This is a genomic window from Oligoflexus tunisiensis (assembly GCF_001748245.1).
Lineage (GTDB): Bacteria > Bdellovibrionota_B > Oligoflexia > Oligoflexales > Oligoflexaceae > Oligoflexus > Oligoflexus tunisiensis.
The window spans coordinates 3,500,846-3,525,910 of the sequence record NZ_BDFO01000001.1; the positions used below are offsets into that span (position 1 = coordinate 3,500,846).

Annotated in this window: 23 protein-coding genes; 12 read left to right on the forward strand and 11 right to left on the reverse strand. The window is 53.5% G+C overall.

The annotated features are described in order from the left end of the window. Window positions 1-70: 70 nt before the first annotated feature. From OLTU_RS14650 to OLTU_RS14675, 6 genes are read right to left on the reverse strand one after another with little or no spacing between them, the layout of a single operon-like run. A complete protein-coding gene (locus OLTU_RS14650) occupies window positions 71-1,117 on the reverse strand; it encodes a hemin-degrading factor (RefSeq protein WP_141733511.1) in 1,047 nt (348 codons plus the stop codon). Continuing rightward, window positions 1,117-1,947 carry a heme ABC transporter ATP-binding protein gene (locus OLTU_RS14655; protein ID WP_141733512.1) on the reverse strand — a complete coding sequence of 277 codons (831 nt, stop codon included), beginning with the start codon at window positions 1,945-1,947 and terminating at the stop codon, window positions 1,117-1,119. Before OLTU_RS14655 ends, OLTU_RS14650 begins: the two co-directional genes overlap by 1 nt. Beyond that, window positions 1,944-2,960 carry a FecCD family ABC transporter permease gene (locus tag OLTU_RS14660; protein ID WP_141733513.1) on the reverse strand — a complete coding sequence of 339 codons (1,017 nt, stop codon included), beginning with the start codon at window positions 2,958-2,960 and terminating at the stop codon, window positions 1,944-1,946. Before OLTU_RS14660 ends, OLTU_RS14655 begins: the two co-directional genes overlap by 4 nt. Then, the gene (locus OLTU_RS14665) at window positions 2,957-3,799 is read right to left on the reverse strand and encodes a heme/hemin ABC transporter substrate-binding protein (RefSeq protein ID WP_141733514.1); all 843 of its coding nucleotides are present in this window, start codon (window positions 3,797-3,799) and stop codon (window positions 2,957-2,959) included. The genes OLTU_RS14660 and OLTU_RS14665 overlap by 4 nt, the downstream gene beginning before the upstream one ends. Next, complete coding sequence (locus OLTU_RS14670; RefSeq protein ID WP_218110045.1) at window positions 3,796-4,356, reverse strand: HmuY family protein; 561 nt, start codon at window positions 4,354-4,356, stop codon at window positions 3,796-3,798. Before OLTU_RS14670 ends, OLTU_RS14665 begins: the two co-directional genes overlap by 4 nt. A 30-nt stretch (window positions 4,357-4,386) precedes the next feature. Then, window positions 4,387-6,297 (reverse strand): TonB-dependent receptor plug domain-containing protein, encoded by a 1,911-nt coding sequence (locus tag OLTU_RS14675; protein ID WP_176736630.1) that lies wholly within the window; start codon window positions 6,295-6,297, stop codon window positions 4,387-4,389. Between the two features lie 190 nt (window positions 6,298-6,487). Here OLTU_RS14675 and OLTU_RS14680 point away from each other — a divergent pair, with 190 nt between their 5' ends. Together OLTU_RS14680 and OLTU_RS14685 are read left to right on the forward strand one after the other, a co-directional pair. Then, complete coding sequence (locus OLTU_RS14680; RefSeq protein WP_141733517.1) at window positions 6,488-6,937, forward strand: ferritin-like domain-containing protein; 450 nt, start codon at window positions 6,488-6,490, stop codon at window positions 6,935-6,937. A gap of 106 nt (window positions 6,938-7,043) precedes the next feature. Further along, entirely contained in the window at window positions 7,044-7,475 is a 432-nt protein-coding gene (locus tag OLTU_RS14685; RefSeq protein WP_141733518.1) for a Dps family protein, read from the forward strand. On the opposite strand, the gene OLTU_RS14690 is transcribed toward OLTU_RS14685, so the two are convergent. After that, the gene (locus OLTU_RS14690; protein WP_141733519.1) at window positions 7,468-8,325 is read right to left on the reverse strand and encodes a class I SAM-dependent methyltransferase; all 858 of its coding nucleotides are present in this window, start codon (window positions 8,323-8,325) and stop codon (window positions 7,468-7,470) included. The two genes, OLTU_RS14685 and OLTU_RS14690, sit on opposite strands and share 8 nt — an antisense overlap. A 111-nt stretch (window positions 8,326-8,436) precedes the next feature. On the opposite strand from OLTU_RS14690, the gene OLTU_RS31925 reads away from it, so the two are divergent. The 3 genes from OLTU_RS31925 to OLTU_RS14700 all read left to right on the forward strand — a co-directional run bounded on the left by OLTU_RS31925 (window position 8,437) and on the right by OLTU_RS14700 (window position 12,440). After that, window positions 8,437-8,580: a hypothetical protein gene (locus OLTU_RS31925; protein WP_176736631.1), complete on the forward strand. Its 144-nt coding sequence runs from the start codon at window positions 8,437-8,439 to the stop codon at window positions 8,578-8,580. A gap of 99 nt (window positions 8,581-8,679) precedes the next feature. After that, window positions 8,680-12,042 carry a WD40 repeat domain-containing protein gene (locus OLTU_RS14695; protein WP_141733520.1) on the forward strand — a complete coding sequence of 1,121 codons (3,363 nt, stop codon included), beginning with the start codon at window positions 8,680-8,682 and terminating at the stop codon, window positions 12,040-12,042. A 20-nt stretch (window positions 12,043-12,062) separates the two neighbouring features. After that, the gene (locus tag OLTU_RS14700; RefSeq protein ID WP_141733521.1) at window positions 12,063-12,440 is read left to right on the forward strand and encodes a hypothetical protein; all 378 of its coding nucleotides are present in this window, start codon (window positions 12,063-12,065) and stop codon (window positions 12,438-12,440) included. A 68-nt stretch (window positions 12,441-12,508) separates the two neighbouring features. Here OLTU_RS14700 and OLTU_RS14705 read toward each other — a convergent pair whose 3' ends face one another. Both OLTU_RS14705 and OLTU_RS14710 read right to left on the reverse strand, forming a co-directional pair. Then, window positions 12,509-13,339, reverse strand: coding sequence for a hypothetical protein (locus OLTU_RS14705; RefSeq protein WP_141733522.1), 831 nt, complete (start codon window positions 13,337-13,339; stop codon window positions 12,509-12,511). Window positions 13,340-13,588: 249 nt separating this feature from the next. Further along, complete coding sequence (locus OLTU_RS14710; RefSeq protein WP_141733523.1) at window positions 13,589-14,509, reverse strand: hypothetical protein; 921 nt, start codon at window positions 14,507-14,509, stop codon at window positions 13,589-13,591. 134 nt (window positions 14,510-14,643) lie between these two features. On the opposite strand from OLTU_RS14710, the gene OLTU_RS14715 reads away from it, so the two are divergent. Then, a complete protein-coding gene (locus OLTU_RS14715) occupies window positions 14,644-15,279 on the forward strand; it encodes a hypothetical protein (protein ID WP_141733524.1) in 636 nt (211 codons plus the stop codon). 6 nt (window positions 15,280-15,285) lie between these two features. On the opposite strand, the gene OLTU_RS14720 is transcribed toward OLTU_RS14715, so the two are convergent. Further along, entirely contained in the window at window positions 15,286-16,509 is a 1,224-nt protein-coding gene (locus tag OLTU_RS14720; RefSeq protein WP_141733525.1) for an NADP-dependent isocitrate dehydrogenase, read from the reverse strand. Between the two features lie 133 nt (window positions 16,510-16,642). After that, a complete protein-coding gene (locus tag OLTU_RS14725; protein WP_141733526.1) occupies window positions 16,643-17,599 on the reverse strand; it encodes a hypothetical protein in 957 nt (318 codons plus the stop codon). A gap of 218 nt (window positions 17,600-17,817) precedes the next feature. Between OLTU_RS14725 and OLTU_RS14730 the strand changes: the two genes are divergently transcribed. The 6 genes from OLTU_RS14730 to OLTU_RS14755 all read left to right on the forward strand — a co-directional run bounded on the left by OLTU_RS14730 (window position 17,818) and on the right by OLTU_RS14755 (window position 25,064). After that, on the forward strand, window positions 17,818-18,474 hold the full coding sequence (locus tag OLTU_RS14730) for a MotA/TolQ/ExbB proton channel family protein (protein WP_141733527.1): 657 nt from the start codon (window positions 17,818-17,820) through the stop codon (window positions 18,472-18,474). Window positions 18,475-18,486: 12 nt separating this feature from the next. Further along, complete coding sequence (locus tag OLTU_RS14735) at window positions 18,487-19,038, forward strand: ExbD/TolR family protein (RefSeq protein ID WP_141733528.1); 552 nt, start codon at window positions 18,487-18,489, stop codon at window positions 19,036-19,038. 21 nt (window positions 19,039-19,059) lie between these two features. After that, on the forward strand, window positions 19,060-19,572 hold the full coding sequence (locus tag OLTU_RS14740; protein ID WP_141733529.1) for an ExbD/TolR family protein: 513 nt from the start codon (window positions 19,060-19,062) through the stop codon (window positions 19,570-19,572). Window positions 19,573-19,586: 14 nt separating this feature from the next. Further along, window positions 19,587-20,345, forward strand: a complete 759-nt coding sequence (locus tag OLTU_RS14745) for an outer membrane beta-barrel domain-containing protein (RefSeq protein WP_141733530.1) — start codon at window positions 19,587-19,589, stop codon at window positions 20,343-20,345. Between the two features lie 14 nt (window positions 20,346-20,359). Then, entirely contained in the window at window positions 20,360-21,919 is a 1,560-nt protein-coding gene (locus tag OLTU_RS14750; RefSeq protein WP_141733531.1) for a hypothetical protein, read from the forward strand. Between the two features lie 67 nt (window positions 21,920-21,986). Then, window positions 21,987-25,064: a tetratricopeptide repeat protein gene (locus OLTU_RS14755; RefSeq protein WP_141733532.1), complete on the forward strand. Its 3,078-nt coding sequence runs from the start codon at window positions 21,987-21,989 to the stop codon at window positions 25,062-25,064. Window position 25,065: the final 1 nt, after the last annotated feature.

Below are 25,065 nucleotides of genomic sequence, written 5' to 3' on the forward strand. Positions count from 1 at the left end.
GAATAAGAACTGGGTGATCCCGAGTGTTCGGGATCACCCACACGATCGCAACAAAAGACTCAGACGGAGATCAGGACAAGCGCAAGGAGGCGAGCAGCTGGCCCCATCCGGGTGCCTGCTGGCTGTCGTCCTTGCGGTATCCGAACAGGCTCAGGATAAGTTCACCTTGAGCACTGAAAACCTCGAGACTGCTGACAAGACCATAGCGCGTGGGCTTGTGGACGATGAAGACACGATCAATGCCGCGCTCATCGACATGAAGATTGAACGTGGGATCAAGAACATTCATCCAATCCCCCATCCGTTTCGTATTCTTTACCGGGCCGCTATAGATCTGGATCATACCAGGATTGCCGACAAAGGCCATCAAAGGTTCGGCCTTTTCGCGAGCCTCTTCCAGAAGTTGCACGACGGACTCGCGCCTGACTTCACGCACGAACTCGGGACCGGCAATTTCCATCGCCTGAAGACGAGGCACACGATGCTTGCGCAACATGCCGAAGAATTCATGCGTATCCTGAAGCGCGGCCCAGTCCTTCCGGAAATTTTCGATTTCCACCTCGTCGATCGCTCGGGCCTGCTCAGGAGCGGGTCGCGACGCGAGTTGTTCCGGCAGATCCAGGCGTTCCTGTTTCAGCTCCTGCAAAAGGTTGAAATAGGCATTCAGGTCCGCGCCTTTTTCCAGATAGATTTTTTGCACGGCACGGCCGGTATCATCAAAGATCTGCAGGCTATGCAGAAGGCCCCGCGGATTTTTCACCTGCACGGCGAAGAGATACGTCCAGCGGCTGGAGAACATCCGCAGATCGATATTGTCCCCCTGCACAAGGCCCATGGGCCCTTGCCATGATGTGGGCGCAAAACGGCCTTTGCACTCATGCACCACATAATCATTGCGCGTGAGGGCCATGATCGGGCCCAGGTCGGGGAGGGCCGCGAAGAGTCTTTTCCAGTCAGCCTTCAAAGCAACGACGGTTTCATTGTCGAGCTGGCAATGAAGCGCTTCCATCTCGCTGATGTTCAGCGCCTTGGCGATCTCCACCAGACGAGCCTTGGGGTTTTCCTCCTTGTACGAGTCCAGACGATTTTTAAGAGCCGTGTTTTGCATACTTTGCATTATAAACTCCGCAGTTTAGGTTCTCTTGCGATGGGTTGATATTGAGGTCCGAGCGTAACTATCAATGGATGCTCCAAACGGGGATCATGCACAGTGCGAATATCCACCGAGAAAACCTTCTCGAGCATGGCTTCGCGCATCATCTCGCGCATGGGTCCGGCTCCTGCCAGACGGCCTTCCTTCAAAAATACGATGTGGTCGGCGTAGCGGGCGGCCAGATTCAGATCATGCAGAATCGCAACCACACAAACACCCTGGTCCGCCAGTTGTCTGGCCTTCATGAGGCAGAGATGTTGATAGGCCGGATCCAGGCTGGCCGTGGGTTCATCGAGGAGCAGAACCCGTGGGTGCTCCGCATGCTGTTCCCAAATCTGGGCCAGGACGCGAGCGGTCTGGGTCCTTTGCATCTCACCGCCGGAGAGAAATTGAGTGCTGCGCTGCGTAAGATGCTGCACATTGCAATCGGCCAGAGCATGCTGGACGATCTCATGATCACGCTCGTCGAGAGCGCGTCGAGTCTTATGCGGATACCGGCCCATGAGCACGAGTTCCGTGACCTGCATGGGAAAGGTCATGGGCAGCGACTGCGACAGGACGCCACGAAACAGAGCCAGTTCCTCCGTGGACCAGCTCTGCAGATTCCGGTCATGCAGATCAATGTGCCCCGAGGTCGGTAGCATTTCCTTGGAACAAAGGCGCAGAAACGTTGACTTGCCGGCTCCGTTGGGGCCGAGAACCACAGTCAATTGACCCGCTGGCAGTTCCACACTGATGTCCTGCAGGAGATAGCGGGAGTTTTTTTGAAAGCTGACATTGTTCCATCTGATCATAGTTCCATCCTCCGCGCACTGCGCTGCAGGAGATAAAGGAAATAGGGAGCGCCGATCGATGCTGTGACAACGCCCAGGGGCAGTTCCAAGGGAGCGGCCACGGTTCGGGCGATGATGTCCGAGGCCAACAGGAGACAGCCTCCAAACACAAAACTGGTGGGCAGAAGACGCTGATGATCCGACCCCAGCCAGAGCCTGAGCAGGTGCGGAACCACGAGTCCCACAAAACCGATCACGCCGGTGAAAGCCACCGAAGCGCCGACCGCGAGCGACACGCAGATGAGGATGAGCCTTTTTTGTTTTTCCACGGGAAAGCCCAAAAAATGCGCCTCCTGTTCACCCAGAAGCATCGCATTCAACGCCCGCCCCATCCAGGGCAGGGTGAAAAGCGCAGGCAGGGAGAAGACGGCCACCCAGCCTACCTGGGACCAGCTCGCTGATCCCACGCTGCCCATGTTCCAGAACGTGATGCTGCGCAGCTGCGCGTCATCCGCGATGAAGGTGATAAAGCCTGTGCCGGCTCCGGCGAGACTCGTGATCGCCACACCAGCCAGCAGCAGAAGAGCGGTATTGGTATGACCCGACTGCCGCGAGAGAGCATAAAGCCAAAGCGAAGTCACAAGGCAGCCGACGAAGGCTCCGATGGCGACCATTGATTCCGCCCAGGCGGGGTTGAGGAAGGTCATGAAACTGGTTTGGAAGATTATCATCAGCGCGGCAAAGAAAGCCGCACCGGAGGTCATTCCCAGCAGGCTGGGCGAGGCCAGCGGATTGCGGAGAAGGCCTTGCAAACATACACCCGTGAGCGACAGAACTGAGCCCACAAGAAACGCCAGTGCCGCCCGTGGCATGCGCAGATCCCAAATGATCAGCGCCTGAGCATCCTCCAGCTGAAGGAAGTCTCCCCACGGAATCGACACGGCTCCCATTTTGATCGAAGCAACGACCAGCACCAGAGCCAACACGGTTCCCGCGATTAAAGTCAATGTGTAGCGCACGGAGGCCTTTTTCATGACTCCTTCCTGGGATAGAGTTCATCCATCAGCTGCAATGCAGCCTTGCCCAGTCGTGGGCCCATGCCGAGCAGGTAAAGATCCTCCATTACCACCAGGCGTTTCTTGAGAAAGGCGGGGGTCATGCTGAGGCCGGGCAATTTCCAGACGTTGTCGCGACCGCCCACGCTGGTGATGCCATCGCTCGTCATCAGGATGACGTCGGGAGCCGCGGCGACTGTGGCCTCGGGCGTCAGGCTTTTATATTCCGTAAAGCCCGTGAACGCGTTTTTACCACCCGCGAGTTCGATCATGGTCGCGGCGGCGGTCTTTTCCCCTGAAACCTGCTGGATTCTGGCTCCCCGTGCATAGATAAACATCACCTTGAGCGGGGCTTTGATTTCCATGCGACGGTTCTGCAGGCTTTGCAGATCCTGATCGAGATCCTTCAGAACTTTGGCGGCTTCGGCTTTTTTGCCGAGGATATCACCCAAAGCCGTGATACGGGACTTCGCCGCGTCCACTGTGATGCCGCCATCGACTGTTTGAATTTTGATACCGGTGGCTTTCACTTTTTCCAGGATGCCATGAGGGCCCGCGTTGAGCGTGGTCAATATCAGATCGGCCTTCTGCGAAATCAAGCCTTCTGCATTCAAAGCCCGGGAATAACCAACCTGTGGAAGTTTGGTCAACTTTTCCGGATAAAGGCTGGAGCTGTCGGTCGCCACGATGTGATCGCAATAACCAAGCGCACAGACTGTTTCCGAAACGTTGCCGCTAATGGTGATCAGACGGCGCGGAGCCTCGGCCTGAGCCATGGTCGCCACGACAGCGACGGTGAAGAACAGGGACTTTTTCATGGTTCCACCCCTTGGAGTTCCTGGAATTCAAGGTTGATGTAAGCCGGAAGACGGGCGGCGTTATAGTAGTCGAGGAACTTCAATTTGAAGTAACGGCCTTCATTCGATTTGATCACATAGACCAGACCCCGGCTGCTGACCACATGGGTATTGATATCGTAGGCATACCAGGCGGGTTCCACATGAAAGGCAAGGCCGGCGGTTTCCACAGCCTCAGGGGCGGTGGAGGGTTGATCGCTCACGTAGCCGTCCTTCGGGGCCAGCTCGATGGCGGCGAAGTCCTTGGCGACGACCTGCATCTGCACATCGGCTCCATTCATTTTGATGCTGGTCCTTTTAAAGGCCAGATCCCAGGTCGGCTGATTCGGAAGATCGGCTACGCTGATAAAGCCCGCGGAATCGAGATCGAGTCCCACCCAATCCGTGCGGCTGGTCGCATCGATTTCCATGGCGGTGCTTTCTCCGTTTTCCGTAAGAGGTGCGAGGTTTCCGCTTTCCGAAACGCTATCCTCCTTGTCCTTTTTTTCCGCACAGCTGAAGGCACAGAGTGCGAGCATTAAAGTCATTGGTCCCAACCGTTTCATGAATCAGTCCTTTCCTGCGTTCTGGTGATTCCAATTGAGCGTAAGAATATAGCTGCGGGGCCGCACCTGAAGAATGCGATCCTCCCAGCTGTTGGCAAGATTTTCGATCGACACACCGCTCGACCAGTTTTTGTTCCAGTCATAAAGCGCGCCGGCGCTGGCGATGGTGGCGCTTTCCGTTTTCTGCGGTGTTTCCGTGCCATAGAAGTATTGCGGCCCCATCCAGCGGGCACTGAGGTGCAGACTCAGATGCTCGCCCACTTTCAGACGGGAGATTTGAAAGGCGACCGTATCCCGGGAGCGGCCTTCGAGAACCTGATTCAGGGTCCGGTCGCGGGCCTCCAGGTATTGATAGGACAGCAGGGTTTCCAGGAGGGTGCCGGTCCACCGCCAGGAAAGGTCCGCCCCACGCGTGCGGGCCTTGGCCACGTTGCGATAGGTGTAATGCAGAATACCTTCGCCTTCCTGTTCCATTTCAGTAGCCGTGATCAGATTGCGGATATCATTTTGAAAGAGATTCAGGCTGAGGGTCTGTTCGGCATTCAAGCGGTGATCGATCGCGAACTGATAACTCTTCGAAGTTTCCGGCTGCAAATCGGCATAACCGATCACATCATAGCCGACCGAAAGATTCTCAAAACGCAGGTAAAGTTCCTTGAAGGCCGGGGCTCGATAGCCTTCTCCATAGGAAGGCCGCAAAACGGTGTCTTCGCTCAGGGCATAGCGCAGAGCGAGTTTTCCCGAGGAATGGTCTCCGAACTGGCTGTCATCATCCAGGCGGAAGCCGGGCACCAGGGTGAGATCAGTCCCCAGAGCCCACTCATCCTGGGCAAAGAGGGAATGCCGCTGACGATCCACGTGTTCGCTTTGCAGTCGATCGGACTCCAGATATTCATCGATGTGGGTCAAACCCCAGGTGATGAGATGGTCGGTGCCAAGTTCATGCTGATAGCTCAGGGTATACTCCTGAAGCTGTTCCCTGGTAGCTTCCCTGGTTTGTTCGGATGTCTGCAGGCGAGCCACTGTATGATAGATGTCGTCATGGACCTGAACCTGAGCGTCCAGTTTCAAAGTGGAACCGTCCTCAAAATGTTTCTCCGGACTGAGCTGCAGAACGGATCGGGTGGTCTCGTTTTCCCGATCCCAGATGGCTCCCGCAGCCGATACATCGGTGCCTTCAATCCGATTGGTTTGATAGCCCAACCGGGTTTTCAAGGAAAAGTCAGGACGGACGTTCCAGTTGTTCTGCCAGGTGATCTCGCCGCCTGTCGTACCACTGAAATGCGTGGCGGGACTGCTGGTGCGACGCCAGGGTTCCAGTTGGGAGGCATTGACACTGATCGTGTTATCGCTCGTCTCACCGACAAAGCTTGCCTGACCACCGATCGCAGTCTCTTCATCCGTGCCCCAGCGCAAACGCAGATCCTGGCTGTTCGTGCGCGGGCGCCGCAGGATCACGTTCACTACACCGCCGATGCCATCGGAACCATAAAGGGATGAAACTGCGCCTCGAACGATTTCCACGCGTTCGATCTGCTCCACCGATATGGATTCCAGATCAAACGTTTCACCGACTTTTCCCGTCACCCGCTGACCATCGATCAGGATCAAAACATATTTGCTGTCGAAGCCTTGCAGACGAATGGTCTGGCCGCGAATCGCAGGCACCACTTCAACTCCAGGCTGTTCGGCCAGCACATCCGCGAGGTTTTGTTTTCCCCGCTTCCGGGCATCCTCGATGGCTATGCTGTCGGTTGGGATGGGGGAGTCCCAGGAGGCATGCTGACTCCGGGTGCCCGTCACCACCATGACCTCCTCTTTGGCGGACTGCGCCGCCGCACCTTCGGCCGCCAACAGGGTCGGGGCGGTCAAGGCAAGTAGCTGTAAAGTCAGTGTTTTTATTGATCTTCGCACACAAATTCCTGTACAGGTTAACCCTGCTTTATAATTGTGAGAATCAATATCATTATCAATATCGGAAGAAAAGAGTAAATCTTTAGGGAAAAACAGCGGGGTCGCCATTTTATTGAAAATGAGTTTCAATATTAAGGTTTCTTTGAAATTTGCTAAGATGGTCCGAAATCTTTCAAGCCTGGGAGTATTTATGAGCGTGAATGAAAAATCCTATCAGAACAAGGACGTGCTGGAGCTACTGGGGAAGATCTATTCCCTGGAGATCGCGGGCGTGACCCGCTATCTGCACTATTCGTTCATGATAATGGGTTACAACCGCATCCCCATCCAAAGCTGGTTTCGCTCCAATGCGAATGAGTCCATGCAGCATGCCATCATCATCGGAGAAAAGATTACCAGTCTCGGTGGGCATCCGCCCATGGTGGCGTCGCGTGTGGATGAAATGAACAACCATTCCGTATCGCAGCTCCTGTCGGAAAGCCTCACATTCGAGGGTGAGGCGCTGGTCCATTACAAGGAACTCGTAAAACTCGCCGTGAAGCTTGAGGACATCGCCCTGGAAGAACTGGCGCGTGGCCTGGTGCGCGAGGAAATGGAGCACGCGGATGAAGTCAGAAAAATGCTGACCGCTCCTACTTGATGATACGGCCAGGCACGGCTGCGCGTGGGTTTCTGCATGCCATACTTACGAGTTGTAAGTTGAAGAAAGGCGTGGAACTATTCTGCTTTTGATGAAAGGACGACCCATGACACAAGTAAGCGATTCGCTCCAACTTCTGCAGGCTGATGCTCTGGTCATGTTCACCAAGGTTCATAACTATCATTGGAACGTTCGTGGACCTCAGTTCTATGGTGTGCATGCCAGGACTGAAGAAATCTATGAGCAGTTTGCAACGATTTATGATGATGTTGCGGAAAGAATGCTTCAGCTCGGTGCCACACCGCTTCTGACATTGAAAGATATTCTGGCGAAAGCGCGCGTGAAGGAGGAAACCGAAACCCGTTTCAGTCCCGAGCAGGTTGTGCAATCGCTCGTGAAGGATTTCGAGCACTTTCTGAAAGAGTTTCGGAATCTGGAAAGCATAGCCCGTGATGACAGCACGACCACGGCGTATGCCCAGGAAAAAATCGCAGGCTTCGAAAAACAGATCTGGATGTTGAAAGCCAACATCAGCTGAAGGCAACCAGGAATGCTTCGGCGTTTCCAGCGTTCAGGCCGTCTGAGCGCCTCGCGAAGTACCGTTGATAGAGGTCATGGGCTGAAACGTATTGCGACGTTCTGAATCCAGCCTCCTGCGCCAGCTTCAATATCTCAGGCGGCGAGAAAAGACTGAGGAAAGGCGTTCCAGCCTCTCGTGCTTTTTTCATCACGAACTCCATGCTGGACCTTTCTTCAGGGCCAAGGAGATCGAGTGAGAGCATAAACGTCATGGCGAAGGTCGAGCCTGGAACCAGCTTTGCCATCTGCCGAAGCGTGGCCTGGTTCGCTTCTTTCGTGAGGTACATCGAAACTCCCGTCGAAACAACGACGGCGGGCTTTTTCGTATCAAATCCAGCCGCGATCAACTTGTCCCACCACGACTGTCCACCCTCAAAATCCACAGGCACGAAATGCAGCCATTCGGGGGCGCCGAACCCGATTTCAGCCAGACGTTTTTGTTTCCACGCCTGCGGCCCTGGCTGGTCGACCTCGAAGACGTGCAGGCGCGAGGCAATTTCCGGGCGGCGCTGCGCGAAGGTATCGAGCCCCGCACCCAGGATCACAACCTGAGTCACACCTTGCCTGGCCTGTTCTTCCACGAGATCTTCAATAAAACGAGCACGCCCGACGATGGAGGCCCGCATGCCTTTTGAAAACTCCGGGTTCATATCGGGTCGATTGCGCCAATCAACTTCGTCCACGAGTTTTAACCCGATCTCATCAGTCAGTATGTGCGGCTCGGGGTCAATCTGAACATGGAGTGCGCGCCATAGGGCGACCCGGACTGCGGTATGCTCGGGTGCAATCTTGTGTTTGTCGGATGCCATATATTCACCTCCGTGTTCCCTCAAGGTTTTATCCACAATTCCCGAAACAAACCTTGTTATTGATATTGAGTATCATTATTATTAAAGAACAGCTTCACAAGGAACATGGCCATGACTATCGCAGACTTTTTTACGCTGATCAAGAATCCCCACCTTGGTCTCAGAGATCGTCTCTTCGCCACCATAGCCCGCACTCCCGCGCCGTCCGCGAAAAAAGTTCCCGCGCTTCCATCCCCCAAAAACCGCTCTGAGTGAAACCAGCCAACCCCTGCATACATCCCGTGCGGTATTTACTACGACGGACAGCGCCGAAGCCTTATAATACGTAAAAGTTTTATCGCGATGGGATGGGATATGCGGCAAATCCTGCTGGTTTTGTGTGTGATGCTTGTGGGCTGCCAGCGGCTGCGGCTAGAGGTGGATGACCTCCGGCTGCGTTGTGGGCAAGATGCCAACCTCGTAGACGTTGCCCAGTGGATCGAGCCGTTTTCGGCTTTGGGAAAGCCCAAGCCAACATCTTTACACGCCGCAGTCATTTCCAAGGATCTAAAACAGGAACGCCTGCACATTTCGAGCAAGGGGTGTATTGCGGTCCCGATGGATAAGGTTGGCTGGGAATGGCTTAGCCTGCGTTCCGAAGAAGGCGGAATTTTCGGTAAGGTGTTAAAGCCGAGTCCAGACCGTTATCGCCGAGTACAGATGGAGGCGCTCGCTAGCATTTCCCCACGGTTTGATTGTCCTGCCTCCAGTGCGATGGACAAAGTCGCTTTGAATGTGGCCTTTCCGGATCGTGTCGTACATGATCAACTTCTATTGAATATGGCCCTATCGGAGAAAGATATCGCGATCGCGCAACTCCAGCTTTCACTCGATTCTCAGATCGGAAGCCAATTTTCTTTTGACTTGTCTGCGGTCAAGGAAGGTCAGTATAAGGCCAGGATCACCTTGGTTGACCTCCTCAATATTCAAAATGACCTTAAGGGATTTGAACGTAACTGCGCGCTACGCATCGATCGAACTGCGCCCAAGATAAGGCTTATGCTGCGCAATGAAAAGGAGGCTTCTCAACCAGGTGGATTGCGCCTTGGACCAGGCGAAGCTGTGGAAATCAAAGTGGAGGATAGCTCGCCTGCCAGGATCATGAGCTGTTGGACGGAGAGACATGCGGGACCATGCCAGAGTTTTGCCGAAGCCGGCGCGAGGCTCTCAGCACCGAATGAAGGAGAATGGAGTCTCGAGTATTATGCCATCGATGAAGCCGGGAACACAACAAGCAAGGTGAAACATGACATCTCCATTTTTGATGCTGACAGAGTTGGGCGCTTAGTCAGTTGGATTGACGAAGCGCGACTCCATTTGAAGCAGGAGAGTTACTTCAATGCGGCCAAGAGGCTCTATCAGGCAGCATGGGCCATGGCCGGTTTGAAAACAGAAGCCGAACGCAAGTTTGTCCAGGAAAAATTGCGCCTGCCTTTTCTGAGTCTCCTTCCTCGTAATGTACCGGTCAACCGCTTTCGGAGCGACGATGGTATGGTTATTGATCTTTGGGGTGTCTCGTCCCAAACATTCGTGGCCCACATTGAGGGTGACAGGCGTCTTGGTCGCATTCTGAGGCTCCATGACCTCACAGGGAAGATTATCAAAGAACAGAGCTTTGAACGGGATGCCCTCGTCAGTTTCTCCTGGTACAGCAAGAAAATTCTGGTATGGCATCTGGACGGTCGGCTGCAACTTTATGATCAGAATCTGACCGAGGAAACAAATTATAAACTTAATCGGACGCAAAAGGCCGAGATTTTAGCGTTCAAAGGGCAGCATGCTCTGCTTCGACAAGCTGAAGGTCTTTTCCACCTGGACCTGTCGCGGCCACAGACACGCCCTCTCGATAAAGTTGCCGAAGCCGATCCAGCCGCTGATCTTAGTTTTACAGGACGTTGGCTTGTTTACCAGACAACTGACGGAGTTATGATCCAGGATCTTCAGGATGCTGCTCAGCATCCCCGGACGTTTGCCGAATCGGTCGAAAGTGTTCGCTTCGCTACCTTTGTTGATACTCTGTGCATTAAGCTCAAGGCAAAGCTCAAGTGCGGACAACCCTCAAAAATTCTGCAGAACGAATACCTGCTGGAAGGAAGCGATGCCTTGGGCCCATACAGTATTCATCCCTATGGAAGGATCATTGGCTTTGCCGGAAACAAACGTGTGTACCAGTATGATTCCAGAAATGGTTCATACCATTACAAACCCTACTTGAAATCGATCTTCGGACTCTTTTTTGAAAGAGATCTTCTGATGCTGGAGTCGACCGATGGAGCTCTTTCCTGGGTGAATTTGCCCGTGGACGCTGGAGAGCCCAAACCTTTTGATCCAGAGCATCACCCTGGCGTGCCACAGACTTCGGCGGATAACGGGCAAATCACATTTAGTGCCTTTTTAGGCCAGGGCACGACTTCTCTCTATTTCGAAGGAGTGGGAAATCCCGGTCGGTCATTCGCTTACGTCGTCCGTGGCTCGCAATTTAAGCTCGATAGGATGGCTTTGCTGCCGGATCAGGCACACTTCGTTGTTATGGATTTTGAATCTCATATCAACATCTTTTCCACAGAAAAGCCCATTTTTAAGGCCTATGCTCTGGAATGCCTCGCACCTTCGCCGCATGGTAACCGTTGCACTTTCGTCAAAGATGGAAAGTTGTATTTCGGCGAGTTCGCCGATGGGCAAACCCATCGTTATACTCGCACCGGCGAAGTTCCGGACATGAATCCTTATGCAACGACGGCGTGGGACCCAGGCAACCCGAATAGGGCAGCATTCTTTTACAACAATGAAGTGGCTGTTTACGTGTGGTCCGAGGGCAGTCTCAGGTCCATCTTTCGAAAGGAATATCCTAAAGGAACGTGGCAGGTTAAATGGCTGGGATCACGCTACCTGGCTATCTCGGATGGAAACTCAGATATTGAAGTTTGGGATCTTGATACAAACAGGAAAGTCCTCGCTATAGCGGACCGTTACAATGTCGAATCGATGTTTCACATTCCGATGGATTATTCACCAATACTCGATACCTTTGTCGTCGTGGGCAAGGGCGAAGATCAGGCTCCGATCATGGAAGTCTGGAAGGCGAATCACAGTGAGGCGCATGATCGCTATCGTTTCACCGATAGCGATATGGAATATGCACAGATTGTGAAGTTCATGGCTGACGGAAAGTTGATGTTGATTGGTTTTCATCATGGCTACCTATACCTTATTCAGGATGTGAGCCAAAGTCTGAAACCCGGGAATATTCGTGCCCTAAAGGACCATCAGGACATTATTTCTGATATTGGTCAGTTCAGTGACGGCAAGCTTGGCTATTCGCTGTCTGATGCGGGATCACTCGTACGCCATCATCTGTACGAAAGTCGACCAAGTGAAGACATTGTAAAGACGGACTATCTGAACGCAGGTGGGTGGCTGGACAAGGAGCAGTTATTTTGGTTCCAACATATTAATAATACAACAGCATTTCATGATATCAATGGACGTCTGGTAGAACGCGGTGATGTCGCCTTGAATTTCGTCGGCGAACTTGTCGTGGTTGAGTCGAATGGCAAGGCTCTGTTCTCGTGGAGCCGTTTTGATGTGTGGCAGAATATGTGTCATTGGTCTCCTCATTTGGCCAGTAAAGCCATGGAGGACATGGATCTGGAATGGAAGTCCTGTGACGCACGTTGAAAATACAAGGAGGGTTTGGTTTGGATTCTAAAAAGCTTTCGCGACTCGCAGCATCAATGGCAGGACTGATTTTGGCTTCCCAGGCTCAGGCGGATATGGATGTGCATACCACCAAGGGCAAGGATGGGAAGGATTATTTTTGCGCGAACGCCAAGTGTGCTGGAAATTCGTCATGCATGGGAGCAGGGAATTCAAAATGCGGAAGTCAGAATAAATGCGCTAAGACCGAGCAAGGTTATCTGACAGGTTGGTTTTTTGCCGAAGACAAGGAAACCTGCGAAAAGGGTACTGGGAAGTGGATGCTCTATAAGAAAGAGTATGGCTTCAAAACTGGCAATAGACCTCCTTTCGGCACCACCAAGGCCAAAGACACTACCAAGACGGAAACCAAAAAGTAGCACAAAATGGAAGAGGGATGAAGCCGTCGGCTCATCCCTTCATCTGACCTAAAGAGTCATGGCTTTCTTTATTTGACCACGCCTGCAGGATCCACAGTCATGGTTTTGAAGAATACACGGCTCGCCACGTTGTTGGCAGAACCGCCGCGATGGTTGTAAGTCGCGCCAGGATTGGCATTGAGGCTCGCAACTTCAAGTTCCGCGCAGTTGGTATTCTCAGCATCGGCTTTGAGATCCGCAAGCGAAGCATACGAGTTCAACTTCTCTTGCATCTTGGCCATCGTCATGTCTGCAGGCAACGCTTTTGAGGCGATAGCATTGCCGTGCTGGGTCGGACCATTGTCCGTGCTGGAATGCAACTGCATACGTGTAGCGTTTGTAGGTGCTCCACGGAAGTTGCAGAAAACCACGTTGAACGGTTTGTCGCCGTCTACAGCTCCTGCAGCCGTGACGGATGGCGCCAGGAGGAACGGAGTTTCCGCTGTATTCCAACCCTGACCGTCTTCTGCTGCCACAGCATATGCAACATAACCTTTGGCGTTCATAGCCTTTGCTCTTTCAGCATCGGTCAATGGCGCGGCGGCTGGAGTATTGGCCGGCGGAGTCGCAGGCGGAGTTGCGGGAGTTTCAGCCTTGGCAGTTTCCTTGGCGGTGTCCTCAGCAGGAGGTGGCAAATCAGGTCCATGACCGGGATCATCAGCCGTTGCTGCAACAACACCGTTTGTATCATCTGTTTGTGTTGTCTGAACGCCAGTGTTGTAACTAGGAGCTTTGGAACAAGCTGTGCCCAAAGCAACCACAGATGCGAGCGATATAATGGTGTTCCTGTAAGCCATGTACCATCCCTTTCGTCGAAATAAAAATTCCTGCGCAGATAAATAGAGCAAGCGGCGTTCCATTGTTAATATCGGCTCAAGTCCCTGATTTCTTAATGGCAGAAATAGGGCAGGGGCTGTCCAGACTTCAGACGCTCATCACGGTGTTGACAGCGGCTTCCAAGGCTGTGAATCCAATGCGGGAAAGGGCGTACATGAAAAGCTGGTGCCCAAGGGGTGGGCGCCCTGGAAGCATAAGGGAATATTTATGTTTAAGGTATTTACAGGCTTGGAGGGCCCGGGAAGGGGGCTGCCGGGCTGTAAATAAGCTGACTAGCGGGTCATCGAAACGCTGAAGCCGTATGCAGCGATGGTGGTGTCCCAGAGCTCGCTATCCCCTTTCAATTGACCCAAAAAACCAGCAATTTTTATTTCTTCATCCCAAGCATACTGAGCCATCATTCCAATCGTCTGGTCGACCGAATCCTTGTCACCTTCGGACGCCTGCGTATGCGTGAAGGAAAGCTCGACGCTGAGGGTGTCGGTGACCCGCGAGGTGATAACACCGGAATAATTATGTTCAAAGGTCAGGGATTCGTCGCCGTGAGCGATCCCGGGTTGATCGAGCCTTGTATAAATAAGACCCGCGGTCAGCAGCGGGGAAACCTGATGCCGCACGGCCAGACCCAGGCTGCGTGGAATATCCAAACCAGGGTTGATCGCATCGCGGTAACGGTCGCCATAGACCAGGGTCGCTTCCCAGGGGCCCTCATGCCAGGTGCCGCTCAGGAGAAGACGGTGGGTGGAGCCGGAGGACCGGCCGAGTATGGTTTTCGATTCACCCGTTTCGATCTCCTGGCTGACGCCGAAGCTAAAGGCCGGGGTCAATTGAAGCGCCAGGAAAGGTTGGTAGTTCGTGTTCAGCGTTTCATAACGGACGATCACACCATCGAGCATGGTTTGCTCGATGGTGCCGTTGATGCCGATGATCAGGGAATTCTGTTCGAGACTATGGGCGCAGTAAAAACCTGAACCCTGGGACTTCGCTTCGAGTGTGAGGCCCATGTACTTTGAGATCATGTTTCCGCTGGAAAACAGACCGGCCAGTTCACAGTTCATTTTTTTAATTTGATAAGCTTGCGAACTCGCGATGATGCCGTTGCTCAGGAGCATGGAATCCTCAAAGACGGTTTCTTCAGCGTAAGCGTATAGCGGCAACCCGAGGGCAACAGAAAGCATCCAGGCAAGACGCATCTTCTACTCCGTTTTTTGAAGAGGAAAAATCACATCATAACATGAAAGAGTGAGACGCCAGGAATTCGGGATTGCCCGCTTTGGGAGGGGTCCTGTATAAAACCCGAGGGATCACCCGCCTGGGAGGAACGCTCATGGATGAACCCGTCTCCTGGAAATATTATCTTGCCACCGGTATCACAGCCGTGATCGCATGTTTTCTCTCGGCCGTGCAGGGTGATACCGGCATCTTTTTTCGCGTGCGTGAAATTCTCATCATCATCTCAAGAACGGATGTGCATCCGCTTTGGGTGTTCGTTCCGGCGTTTCTTTTGGGGCTCGCCGCCTGCTGGGTGGAGCGGCCGAAGAATAGCCGTTCGGTGCTGATTGCCGGGCTGGCTTCGTTTTCCCTCTTTGGTTTTACCCCGTATTCCAGTGGCCAGAGCAATCTGGAAGGACGGAATGCGGAGGGGCTGGTGGGTGATAACCTCCTGGTGCATGTGCAGGGTTTGGAATCAGGTCCGGCCGAGCCAGGCCTTGTCATACGCGACCGTGATTTTCAGATCGTGCAGCGCGTCACGCCTCTCCAGGTGGAGATGAGTCTGCGTGTTCTGCCTCCCGGGATGTATTGGGTCGAGGTGCATGGGGGAGGCTTTTACCGCCATGTGATTTATCCCGTGACTGTGGGAGACACGCCGGTGGAACTGAATGTGATGTTGGAAAAAGTCGGAGGGCTGGAAGGCTTTCTGCAGAAGTTCAAGCCGGCGGCCCGAGGTGACCGCCAGCGTTAGGAACGCTTAAGCCCAGGCTTTGCGGAAGTTCGTGGCGATCGCGTCGAGGAAATCGTCGGTGTTGAGGTAGCTGCCCTCAGGAACCTTGTTGCCGTGAATGCACACCGCAAGGTCCTTGGTCATGGCACCGCCTTCAATCGTCGCCACGCAGACTTTTTCGAGCGTTTCCGCCCAGCGCACGACGTCCGGCGTGTTGTCGAGACGGCCACGATGCGCCAGACCCTGAGTCCAGGCAAAGATGCTGGCGATGGGGTTGGTACTGGTCGGGCGTCCTTTCTGATGTTCGCGGTAGTGACGGGTCACCGTTCCGTGAGCCGCTTCCGTTTCAATGGTGCGGCCGTTCGGGCACATTAAAACCGATGTCATCAGACCGAGCGAACCAAAGCCCTGAGCCACGGTGTCCGACTGAACGTCACCATCATAGTTCTTGCAAGCCCAGACGATGCCGCCGTCCCACTTCAAAACCTGAGCCACCATGTCATCGATCAGACGATGTTCATAGCTGAGTCTGGCGGCTTCGAACTTGCCTTTGAATTCGGTTTCGTAAATCTTCTGGAAGATATCCTTGAAGTGTCCGTCATAGACCTTGAGAATGGTGTTCTTGGTCGACAGATAGACGGGATAGTTCTTCTGCAGGCCGTATTGGAAGCAGCTGCGGGCGAAGCCTTCGATCGACTCGTCGGTGTTGTACATACCAAGACCGATACCCGCGCCCTTGAAATCATGGATTTCCCAGGACTGCGGCGCCGAACCATCCGCCGGCTCATAAACCAGCTTCACTTTGCCGGCCTTGGGCACATCGATATCCACACATTTGTATTGATCCGCGTGAGCGTGACGGCCCACGACGATCGGACGTTTCCAATTGGGGACGAGTCGGGGAATATTCTTGCAGATAATTGGCTCACGGAAAACCGTGCCGCCCAAATAGTTGCGGATCGTGCCGTTGGGGCTCTTCCACATCTTCTTCAGATGGAATTCCTTGACCCGCTCTTCATCAGGCGTAATGGTCGCGCACTTGATACCCACATCATATTCTTTGATCGCGGCGGCCGCGTCCAGAGTCACTTTGTCTTCGGTCTTGTCCCGGCTCTCGATACCCAGATCATAGTATTTAATGTCGATATCGAGGAAGGGGAGAACCAGCTTCTCCTTGATACGAGCCCAGATGATCCGGGTCATTTCATCGCCATCAAGCTCCACTATCGGATTTTTGACCTTTACCTTCATTTATACTGACTCCTATTAGGCTTTCGTACGGCCCTTGGGACCAAGGGAGCGAGGGGGAAAGTCTAGGGGCTTACGGCGCGCTTGTCCAGCCCATATCGCGCGCCACCCAACGCTCTCGTCTTGTCATCGTGACTTATGTACGGAAGTAATGAATGGAGCGGGCCATGGAAGCAAAATCGCGGAGCTGGTCATTCACATCGATCAAAGCCATGATCTCAGTGCGCGAGCCAGGCTTGACATTACAAACGATGCCATGGCTGGAATATAAAATTTTAAAAAGTCCAAGACCGGCGCCGCCTTTTTTCTCGTCGATCAGGCCATCGGTTTCATCGCGTTTCAAAACCTTTTTCAGATAAGTGAGCAAAGTTTCTTTCCGCAAAGCACCAAAGGGATCGGCGGTGGAAATGGCTAAAATTTGACCATCGCAGCCGAAGCTCAACTCGCCATACTCGGAAGGTTCCAGGACGATCGCCTGCGTCTGCTCCACGTTCTTGAAACGGGGAATGCCCGCCGCGGCCGGCGCATCGTAAACGGTATTCATCAAAAGTTCTTCGGTAATCCCAAAAGCCATGCGCGCCGCATGCTGTCCGAGGTGACAGGCTTCGGCAAAACGCATGACGTTGCTGTTCAGTTCCTCGCGTTCGGCCGAACCGCGAACCTGGGCGCGATGAATGATGGTGTGAGGAGCCAGATATTTTTCAATTCCAAAAACATCACGACTGCGAATCTTGGTGATGGTAACCCGCAATTGATGAATCGTCCAACCTTCGCGGCCTTTATTGGCAATCACGTGGTCCAAAAGCTTTTCTTCGGTATTTTGCAAAAGCGCGCTATACTCTTTCATCGGCAACTCGGTTACCAGTATCGCTTCGCCTTTCGGGTTCGTCTGCCGGAACCTTTGGAGCAAATTCAAATCGGGTATGTTGCTGACTAATATATCGATCTTGTCGTTATTCTGCAAAACTTCCAAAGCGGCGTTGATGTTGGTCACACTTTCCAGGTTTTGCCCGCCACTGATAAGTCGCAGAGCTTCTATGGACGGCAGTGATTTGTAGCCACTGCAATCGACAAATAACAGCGATCCGTTCATGGCTTCCTCAAGGATAGGGGATAGGCAAAGCTTGCACTCTTTCACTATAGCGCAAGGTGCGGGTGGAATCCAGAGCCCACCGGGCAAAGATGGCTCCGGAGGTTGACAGCAGGGCGCCACGCTACGTAGAATTTTATTAAAGCTAAAAAAGCGTCCTAGGGTTTTTAGGGCCGACACCGGCCAGCGGATCGCACCTTTTAAGGAGGAAATGACAGAATATGGAGGCTATTCATCTCTACTTCCAGCACGGTGGCTACGAAGTCATGTTCTCGATCCTGGCGACCCTGGTGGTATCTCTAGGACTTGTGATCGAACGCAGTTATCGCCTTTGGATGGAATACGATCTCATCAACAGCGATGGCTTCATGGCCATGGTGCAAAAGATGGTGATGAACAACTCCATCGAGAACGCCATCCGCCTTTGCAAGAAAGCCCGTCCCAAGCTGCTGCCTTACGTGCTGGCCGAAGGTCTGAAGCGTTCGAATGATTCCACCCAGGAAATCAACAACGCCATCGACTACGCGGTCCTCACGGTGGTTCCCAAGGTGCAGAAGGCGGTGTCCTTCCTGGCCACCACAGCAAACGTGGCGACGCTGCTCGGACTGCTCGGTACCATTTTCGGTCTGATGCGCTCCTTCGCTGCGGTTGCGAAGGCGACCGGTGCCCAAAAGCAGACCCTGCTTGCGGAAGGTATCGCGGAAGCGTTGAACGCAACCTCCTTCGGACTGTCTGTCGCTCTTTTCTGTCTCTTTGCATACGGTGTGCTGACCGCCAAGCAAAAGACTGTGATTGACGACATTAACAAAAATGCGTCCAAGTTGAATGATCTGCTCTACACCAGAAAAATGAAACTCAAAGGCGCGAAGAAAGCCTAACAGGAGAGGCGTGTGAGCAAGAAGCACAAACGTCGCGGCTCAGGCGGTATGGGTCCGGAATCCCCTGAACTGAACATTATGCCCTTTATCGATATCTTCTCGATGCTGAACACCTTCCTCCTGGTGTCAGCCGCGTTTATCGGTTTGGGCATCCTGGAAGTTCAAGTCCCATTTCTGTCGAATTCCTCTGAAGTGAAGGAACCGCCGTCGCGGGCTTTTAACATTCGGGTGGATGTTGCCGATGCCGAGATTCAGGTCACCTCGGAATGGACAGAGCAGCCCTTCGAGAAAAGCGTCAAGACCTTCAAGGTGGACGCAGCGGATCTCGAACTCTTCCATCAGGAGATGATCCAGCTCCGCACCAAGGTGCCCGATAACGACAAGGTCACCGTTTTCGCCGATGATACGGTCAAATATGAAATATTGATCAAGGCGATTGATGCGATCAAGTCTATGAAAGAGAAGGAGCCACCGCTCGATCTTCCCAATGCGGAAGAGCTGCGTAAGACGGGGCGCGACAGGTATCTGTTCGAGAAAGTTGTGATTGGCAGTATAATCCTGTAACGAAGCGCAAGGAGACGGCCCATGGCATCAGCCGGTGGAGATAGCGGCGAATCCCTATCGCTGAACATTATGCCCATGCTGGACATTTTTAGTATCCTCGTAACCTTCCTTTTGATGAGTTACTCGACGGATCCTACCAACCACGATATTGACCAGAATCTGGAACTGCCGGATTCCGTCACTCTGGTAAACATGGACGAAGTTCCCAGTATTGTGGTCAATACCAATGAAATCCTGGTGAACAACAAGAAGGTTGTCGTCCTTCAGAACGGCAAAATCCCGCCAACGGATATCCAGCAGGGTGCCGCTTATCCTGTTTATCAGGAACTGGTGGAAATCGCGAAGGTGAACAAGGCCGCCGCGGAACAGCTGCGAGGCAATGCCGACGACGGAACCAAGAAGGCCAAGCCGGGCGAAATCACAATCGAAATGGACAAAAGACACGACTTTGAGCTGCTGCGCCGCATCATGCTGGCTGGACAGCAGGCTGAATTCATCACGTTCAAGTTGCTGGTGGCTAAAGAGCACATCTGATGGGGTAAGGGCTGATGCTGAGCAAGTGGGGAAAAGCTGTGGCCGTGACGGCCAGTCTTGTTAGCGCCGTACCGCTATCGGGTGCCAGCGACGAGTCAGAACGTTTCAAGGATGTTGAAATCCGGGTGATTCGTCCCCGCTATTTCACCAAGGCTGGCCGCCTGGAAATTGGAGCCGCTCTCAATACCATCATGAATGAAAGCTTCATCTATACCTTCCTGGGTACCGGTCTTCTCACCTATCATTTCAGCGAAAGCTGGGCGATCGAAGGCACGCTGGCCTATGGCCTGAGCATCGACCGCGAGGATAAGCGTATCCTCTTCGATGAATTTGACATCAAAACGCAGATCTTCCGCACTTCGTTCATGACGGAGCTTGCGGTCCAGTATACGCCGATCTACGGCAAGTGGCAGTTGCCGTCCGGCAAGCTCGTTTATTTCGATACCTATCTGCAGGCCGGCGTGGGACAGACTGGGGTGGAGTGGCGTTACGACGATTTCTGCGAGCCACCCGACAAGAAACTCGATCCCACGGCGGAGGATATTCCGAAGAACACGACCAAGTCCTATCCCACGTTCATGGCGGGTGTAGGACAGCGTTATTTTGTGTCCAGGAAAATGGCTTACAAATGGGATTTGCGAGCCAACCGCTTTAATTACACGATCCTGGACGGCGAATGCAGTCCGATCAAAGCGAAGACTCAGCAGGGATTAAGTGGAACGGCGCCGCACGACACGATTACTCTGCTCATTGGTGTGTCGTATTACCTTTAGCGCTTCGAGGGCCCATGTTTGACCGTCTGCTAAAACCAGGCTTACTGATTTGTGCCACGATCTTCGCGATCGCGCATGGCGAAGCGTTGGCTGACTATAAGCAGGCCAGGGGCTATTTTGCCAAGAAAGATTACGTGCGGGCCGCCGCTGCGTATTATGAAGTCTATGAAAAATCGGGTAATCGATCGGAAAAACGCAAGGCCGAATGGGGCTTGGCTCAGAGTCTGCAAAAGACCGGACTTCTTTATTCAGCGTCCAAACATTACAGTTTGATCGTGCGCCGTGGCCGGACCGAAAATAACCCTTTCTTCCGCTCCGCCCTGGAAGAACTCGGTAACATCAACAGCAAGCTCAGTCTCGGCCAGTCACACATCGTTCAGCTCTTCAAGACCGAGATCCGTCTGTCCGATGTCCCGGGCCCAGCCCGCGGCTTCTATTTCTATTACAAAGGCGTCGAGGCTTTTGGTGACCGCAGTCTGGAAACAGCGGAAAAATACTTCAATATGGTGCCGGCCGGCAGCCCCTATCATCTGGGCGCGCAGTTCCATGAAGGTGTGATTTCAAACCTCAAGGGTCGCCATTCCCGGGCCATCGCCCTGTTTGAAAAGGTCCTGTCGGGAACCCGTGAGCGGAGCGATATGCGCGAGCTTCAGGAAATGTCGCTCATGAACATCGCGCGCGTGAACTACGAGATCAAGCGCTTCCCCGAAGCGATTTCCTATTACGGCCAGATTCCCCGCGACTCCGAGAACTGGCTGGATGCCATCTGGGAAGCATCGTGGGCCTTCTTCTTTATGGAAAAATTCAACAACAGTCTGGGGAACATCCATACGATCCACTCCCCATTCTTTGAAAACCGTTTTTATCCGGAAGCCTACATCCTTCAGTCGATCACCTTCCTGAGAATGTGCCGCTACGATCAGGTGAAGGAATCGATGCGGCGCTTCAAGGATCGCTATCAGCCGGTTTTTGGCGACGTCAAAGGCATGCTGAACCGCTTCAAGGGTGATCCGAAGGGATTCTTCAAGTACGTTTACGACTATCGCAAGGGCGAGTTGAACAGCTACCGCCGTGCGGAAGAGATTGTGAAGAAGCTTTCCCAGGTGGACAGTTTCAAGGAGGCGATGGACACCATCCGTTTCGCCGACCGCGAGCTGAACGCGCTGCGCGATTACCGCGAGTGGCAGGCCTCGGGCCTTCTGGATAGTCTGAACCAGTTCCTTGAATCCAAAAAATCCGCGGCCGTGCTGGATGCCGGTCAACGCATGTATCGCGAAGGCACGACCTACTATACCGAACTGCTCGAGCTGTCGAATCAGACCAAACTGATCGTGGCGGAAATGCAGCTTGGTAAACTCGCCAGTCTCCGCGCCCTGATCAAGGTGACCGGCGAGGATAGAAAGACCCAATTCATCGGAGGCATGCAAAAGCTCAATATCAATCAAACCCTGGAATACTGGCCCTTTGAAGGCGAGTACTGGGAGGATGAACTGGGCTTCTATGTTTACAATATGGCCAGCCGCTGCGTGGCCAACAAAGATGATGGGGACAATGGCGCCAGGGGCGGAAATTAAAGGTTACGGCTGAGACCGGCTGCAGAGCGCTTCGTGTAGAACTGCAGACGATGAAAAAGGATAAATTATGCGGCTTTTGCTCCAACTGACACTGCTAGGATACGTGCTACTCTGGCATTCGCCAGGGCATCTCGCTGCCCAGGAGCAAAAGCGCGCGACTCTGGATGTGGCGGAACGCAAGCGCGAGAAGAAATCAGAGAAGGCAGCGCCGGCTCCGAGGCGTTCTGCGATTTTTTCGATGCAGGTCGAACGCAAACTCGTGAAAGGTATCGACAAGACCACCCGCTATCTGGAGAAGACAGCCAAGAGTCTGCCCAAGCGCTCGCCGCAACGTCTGCAAATTCTGGAGCGTATTCTGAACCTGCATATGGAGCAGGCGACCTATGTGCGTTCGGAAGAGGAACGCGATTACGATAGAAAATACACGGCCTGGGAAAAGGCCGGGAAAAAAGGCCGCGAGCCTCGGCTGAATACCAATCGCTCCCAGGGACATTGGAAAGCCGTGGTCAACGAGTCTTCGGATATTCTGCAGGAATATCCGCGCAGCGAAAACGCTGACCAGATCACCTACAATAAAGCTGTCGCGCTCCAGTTCCTCGGCAAGGAAAAGGATGCGGCCCGCATCTACACTCAGTTGATTCAAAAGTATCCCAACTCAGCGATCGCCGGGGATGCCTATGCATCACTGGGTGATTTCTACTTCGATCGTAACGATTTTACCAACGCCCAAACCAACTTTGGCAAGGCGCTGAAGTATAAGCGGAGCAAGCGTTACCTCTGGTCGGTTTTCAAACTCGGCTGGTGTGCTTATAACCTGGGCGATTACCGCAAGAGCTTGAGCTACTGGAAACAGCTGGTAAGTCTCGCCAAAGGCCGCAACCAGCAGGATGCGCAGCTGCGTGAAGAAGCCCTGCGGGATATGGTCTTCGCCTTCGCGGAACTCAAAATGATCGACGAGGCGATTGCCTACTATCGGGCCAATAACGGAGCCACCTACATCGGTCCTTTCCTGCAGCTTCTGGCCCAGATCCTTGCCGATCAGGGTAACTATGCGCAGGCCATCAACGTGCTGAAGCGCTTCCAGCAGATCGCTCCCTCTGATCCCGAAGGCCCCACGGCCCAGAAGGAAATCGTGAGTCTCTCGTCAGCCCTGGGTGATCTGAAACGCGTCTGGGTCGAGCTGGAACGATTTGCTCAAATGTATTCCGCGAACTCCTCGTGGGCCCGCAAAAATAAAAAGGATGTGGTGCTGGAAACCCAGGCCGTCATCAAGGATCAGATGCTTTATTACGCGACCCTGACCCACCAGAACGCGATCAAGGATGACAACCGCAACCTGAACCTGGCAGCGAAGGAAGGGTATCTCCTCTTTATCAAGTATCATCAGAAAGCCCGGGAAGTTCCTGGGGTGATGTATTACCTTGCGGATATCGAATACTACCTGAAGGACTACCGTGCCGCCGGTCGCTACTATCTTGAGATCGCTTCGCTCGGCAAGGACAGGGCGATCCGCTACAGCAAGGGCGATAAGCCTGAGAACATGCACAAGGAAGTGTCCATCTATATGGTGAACGCTTTCGTGAAGGACTTTGAGCCGGAATTCAAAGTGCTGAAAAAACGCAAGCCGGACTTCAAGTCACCCAAGCCGATCTCGGCCCGGGCTCGGAACTATATCAAAGCCTGCGAAAAATACACCGGCTGGTATCCCGAAGACAAGGTTCGGGTGAAGAGCTGCGATGTGGGTATTGCCACGATCTTCTATCATTCCGCTCAGAAGGACTATGCGATCCGCTATCTGAAAAATATCGCGGTCAAGTATCCCAGAGACAAGGAAGGGCAGGGCGCGGTGGATCTTCTGATCCCTATCGTGAAGGACGATCGGAAGGACCTGTTGGCGACTGCGGACAGTCTGTTGAAAATACCTGAATACCGCAACAGCAAGGTCGGTAACGATCTGCGCAACATCCAGCGCGCGGCGGAAAAAGAGGACATTGCCAAGGAAAAGGATACTCTGAAGCGCGCCCAGCGTTTCGAAGCCCAGGCTCGCAAGTACCCGAAAGACCCCGAGGTCGACAAGCTCTGGTATAACGCGGCCGTGGATTATATCAAGGCAGGGGCCATTGGTCCGGCGATCCAGGCTTATCTCTTCATCGTGCAGAACTTCCCGGACAAGCCGCAGGCGAAGGAATCCTTGCTGCAGGTCGCGCAGATCTATGAAAAACAATTGGAATACGATCGGGCTTCTGATTACTTTATCGAGTTTACCAAGAAGTATCCGAAGGAAAAGGAAGCGGGTGGTGCGCTCGCCACGGCCTGTGCCCTGCAAATTGCTTTGAACACGCCGAAGGCCTTGTCGGTCTGTATCGCCTTTGCCGCACGCTTCCCGGATAACGCGCTGGGTGTGGTGGAGGATCTGATCATCGGTGCGGAACGTGCCAAGCGATATGAGCAGATGGTTGAAATTATCCGGACGCAGTACCTGAATCGCTTTAAGCTGAGTCCCAATCAGCAGATCGTGGCCTACTACCGGATCGCCCGTGCGGGCGGCAATGATGCCGGGCAGGCCGTTGCCCAGATCAAGAACATCTTCGGCCAGAGTCCAGGCAGCGTCAGCGGTGAGGCTCTGCGTTACGTCGGTGAAATCGTTTTCCGCGAAGCTGATGGCATTCTGCCTCGTTATATGAAGATTCCACTGGTCGGCGGCACGGTCGATGCTCTGGCCAAGTCTCTGGAAACCAAGGCCACAGGTCTTGCCCAGGTGGAGCAAACCTACCAGCGCGTGGTGGCCACCAAGGATGCGTATTGGGGTGTGGCGGCGCTTTATCAGATGGGCCTCGCGAACGAGCATTATGCCGAAGCCCTGGCCAACCCACCGGCCATTCAAGGTGCTACGAAAGAGGATGTGGTCAAGGAGCTGGCGCCGCAGATCGCGGAACGCCGGAAGGCTGCAGCCAACTGGTATAAGGTCGCACAAGATACGGTAACCCAGTTCCGCGTTTATAATGATTGGTCACTGCGCGTGATCGGTGGCATCAACCGTCTGGCCGGCAAGCGAGTCCAGTTTGATGACTACGTGGTGCAGCCGGACTTTTTGGGTTCCGAACTTGCCAGCAGTATGGCTGGCACTGTGAAATATGGGAATTAAG

What these genes read in the sequence shown, in the direction of transcription:
- OLTU_RS14715 (WP_141733524.1), top strand. Translation starts at nt 14,644, where the DNA reads ATGGATGAACCCGTCTCCTGGAAATATTATCTTGCCACCGGTATCACA.
- OLTU_RS14660 (WP_141733513.1), bottom strand. Translation starts at nt 2,960, where the DNA reads ATGAAAAAGGCCTCCGTGCGCTACACATTGACTTTAATCGCGGGAACC.
- OLTU_RS14745 (WP_141733530.1), top strand. Translation starts at nt 19,587, where the DNA reads ATGCTGAGCAAGTGGGGAAAAGCTGTGGCCGTGACGGCCAGTCTTGTT.
- OLTU_RS14720 (WP_141733525.1), bottom strand. Translation starts at nt 16,509, where the DNA reads ATGAAGGTAAAGGTCAAAAATCCGATAGTGGAGCTTGATGGCGATGAA.
- OLTU_RS14685 (WP_141733518.1), top strand. Translation starts at nt 7,044, where the DNA reads ATGACACAAGTAAGCGATTCGCTCCAACTTCTGCAGGCTGATGCTCTG.
- OLTU_RS31925 (WP_176736631.1), top strand. Translation starts at nt 8,437, where the DNA reads ATGACTATCGCAGACTTTTTTACGCTGATCAAGAATCCCCACCTTGGT.
- OLTU_RS14725 (WP_141733526.1), bottom strand. Translation starts at nt 17,599, where the DNA reads ATGAACGGATCGCTGTTATTTGTCGATTGCAGTGGCTACAAATCACTG.
- OLTU_RS14690 (WP_141733519.1), bottom strand. Translation starts at nt 8,325, where the DNA reads ATGGCATCCGACAAACACAAGATTGCACCCGAGCATACCGCAGTCCGG.
- OLTU_RS14750 (WP_141733531.1), top strand. Translation starts at nt 20,360, where the DNA reads ATGTTTGACCGTCTGCTAAAACCAGGCTTACTGATTTGTGCCACGATC.
- OLTU_RS14740 (WP_141733529.1), top strand. Translation starts at nt 19,060, where the DNA reads ATGGCATCAGCCGGTGGAGATAGCGGCGAATCCCTATCGCTGAACATT.
- OLTU_RS14755 (WP_141733532.1), top strand. Translation starts at nt 21,987, where the DNA reads ATGCGGCTTTTGCTCCAACTGACACTGCTAGGATACGTGCTACTCTGG.
- OLTU_RS14680 (WP_141733517.1), top strand. Translation starts at nt 6,488, where the DNA reads ATGAGCGTGAATGAAAAATCCTATCAGAACAAGGACGTGCTGGAGCTA.
- OLTU_RS14655 (WP_141733512.1), bottom strand. Translation starts at nt 1,947, where the DNA reads ATGATCAGATGGAACAATGTCAGCTTTCAAAAAAACTCCCGCTATCTC.
- OLTU_RS14695 (WP_141733520.1), top strand. Translation starts at nt 8,680, where the DNA reads ATGCGGCAAATCCTGCTGGTTTTGTGTGTGATGCTTGTGGGCTGCCAG.
- OLTU_RS14670 (WP_218110045.1), bottom strand. Translation starts at nt 4,356, where the DNA reads ATGCTCGCACTCTGTGCCTTCAGCTGTGCGGAAAAAAAGGACAAGGAG.
- OLTU_RS14730 (WP_141733527.1), top strand. Translation starts at nt 17,818, where the DNA reads ATGGAGGCTATTCATCTCTACTTCCAGCACGGTGGCTACGAAGTCATG.
- OLTU_RS14705 (WP_141733522.1), bottom strand. Translation starts at nt 13,339, where the DNA reads ATGGAACGCCGCTTGCTCTATTTATCTGCGCAGGAATTTTTATTTCGA.
- OLTU_RS14710 (WP_141733523.1), bottom strand. Translation starts at nt 14,509, where the DNA reads ATGCGTCTTGCCTGGATGCTTTCTGTTGCCCTCGGGTTGCCGCTATAC.
- OLTU_RS14665 (WP_141733514.1), bottom strand. Translation starts at nt 3,799, where the DNA reads ATGAAAAAGTCCCTGTTCTTCACCGTCGCTGTCGTGGCGACCATGGCT.
- OLTU_RS14650 (WP_141733511.1), bottom strand. Translation starts at nt 1,117, where the DNA reads ATGCAAAGTATGCAAAACACGGCTCTTAAAAATCGTCTGGACTCGTAC.